Source organism: Clostridium sp. AM34-9AC, assembly GCF_003480225.1.
Taxonomy (GTDB): Bacteria; Bacillota; Clostridia; order Lachnospirales; family Lachnospiraceae; genus Acetatifactor; species Acetatifactor acetigignens.
Map to the genome: position 1 here is coordinate 1 of NZ_QUIU01000061.1, position 1,938 is coordinate 1,938.

Annotated in this window: 2 protein-coding genes; both read left to right on the top strand. The window is 45.4% G+C overall.

Annotation, left to right across the window (positions count from 1 at the left end; translation table 11 throughout):
- A partial coding sequence (locus DW835_RS17655) for a sulfatase-like hydrolase/transferase (protein ID WP_147353749.1) occupies nt 1-1,653 on the top strand: 1,653 nt, incomplete at its 5' end.
- Nucleotides 1,654-1,687: 34 nt separating this feature from the next.
- Nucleotides 1,688-1,938: hypothetical protein (locus DW835_RS17660; protein WP_147353750.1), on the top strand; the 251-nt coding region annotated here is incomplete at its 3' end.

Sequence of the window (1,938 nt, forward strand, 5' to 3'; positions counted from 1 at the left end):
ACAGGCAGACAGCTGATGCCGGGGATTTTCATATCCCTGGCTATCAGCTTTTTGTTGTTTTTATATGCACCTGTCGATCTGTACTGCGCGAATGTTTCGGAATTCTGGTTTGATTTTTCCACGTTATTGATCACTGCACTGGGGATGTTCGCTGCCTGTTTTGCTGTACTGATGGTGTTATATCTGATTGCCATGCTGATTCATCCGTATGTGTACCGGATCGCACTGGCTGGAGGGCTGACACTTTTTATCTGTACCTATATCCAGGGCAATTTTATGATCGACAAGCTGCCTCCGCTGGATGGAACGACCATCAAATGGGAGAATTATACGATACTGCGGACAGAAGATCTGATCCTCTGGAGTGTTGCTTTGCTGATCGTCGTTCTTATGTACGTTTTTCTGAAAAAAGATCTGTTTTCCAGAACCGTAATGTATCTGAGCGGTGGACTTACCCTGATGCTGTTGATCACGGCAGTCAGCGTAGTATTTACCAGCGGGGCATTGCAGGAGAGAGCGCGTTATCAGCTTGGCGGAGATAACGAATTCGTAATGTCTGATGAACAGAATTTTATAATTCTGGTATTGGATACCGTGGACTCCAGAACTTTTGCAGAATTGCTGGAGACACATCCGGAATATGCAGCTGAGTTTCAGGATTTTACTTATTTTGAAAATACCGTAGGGGCGTATTCCTGTACCGAGAGAGCCGTACCCTATATTTTGTCAGGGGAATGGTACGAGAATGATGAACCGTTTGAAGATTATATGCGCCGGATGTACCGAGAATCTCCACTGTTCCGGACATTACAGGAACGGGGATACCGGATGGAGTTTTATGATGAAGAACTTTATCTGGATGACGAGATAGCCCAGATGTTCAGCAATGTATACCGGGTGGATTTTGAACTGAGTTCCTATGTCAGATTTGCAAAACCTTTGTTGAAACTGGTGGGATTCCGATATGCCCCTTTTGAACTGAAGAAGAAATGTATTTTCAAGATGGCGGCTATCGATGAACTGGTCAAAGTGGAAAATGCACAAGAAAAATACAGTTTCAGCCAGCAAGATCATATATTTAAGAGTCAACTGGACCAAAGAGGGATCAGTGAACAGGATACACAGGCAAAATTCCAGTTTATTCATTTGAATGGAGCCCATGTCCCCTTCATCTATGATGAAAATATGAATATTATTGATGAAGAGGAAGGAACTTATGAACAGACGATGCTGGCGGTGCTCTCCGGGGCTGGGAACTATGTGGAGAAGCTGCGCGGAAGTGGAGCTTATGACAATACGGTGCTGATCATTATGGCGGATCACGGATACAACGGAAGCCTAGATGAGAGCGGAGAGGAAGCCTGGATGCGTCAGTGTCCGCTGCTGTTGATAAAAGGCATGGGGGAAACCCATGATACCATGCAGATCTCACAGGCACCCATAAGCTTTGAAGATCTGCAGGAAGCATATACACGTCTGTTGGACGGAAAGCAGAGCACGGCCGCCTTCGACTGGAAGGAAGGCGATGTAAGGGAGCGCCGGTTCTTAAAATATTCTTTTCTGGATGAGGATCACATGCAGGAATATGTGCAGACGGGATATGCGTTTGACAGGAATACCATGAAGGCTACCGGAAGAGAGTATAATCGTTAGAAAGAAATGCAACAATGTGACAGGGAGAATAAGTGTGAGTAAAAATACTGTGAGAAAAAAGATAACAGGCAGACAGCTGATGCCGGGGATTTTCATATCCCTGGCCATCAGTTTCCTGCTGTTTCTGTATGCTCCGATCGATCTGTACTGTGCGAATACAGCGGAATTCTGGTTTGATTTTTCCACGTTATTGATCACTGCACTGGGGATGTTTGCAGCCTGTTTCGCCGTACTGGCGGTGTTGTATCTGATTGCCATGCTGATTCATCCGTATGTGTACCGGAT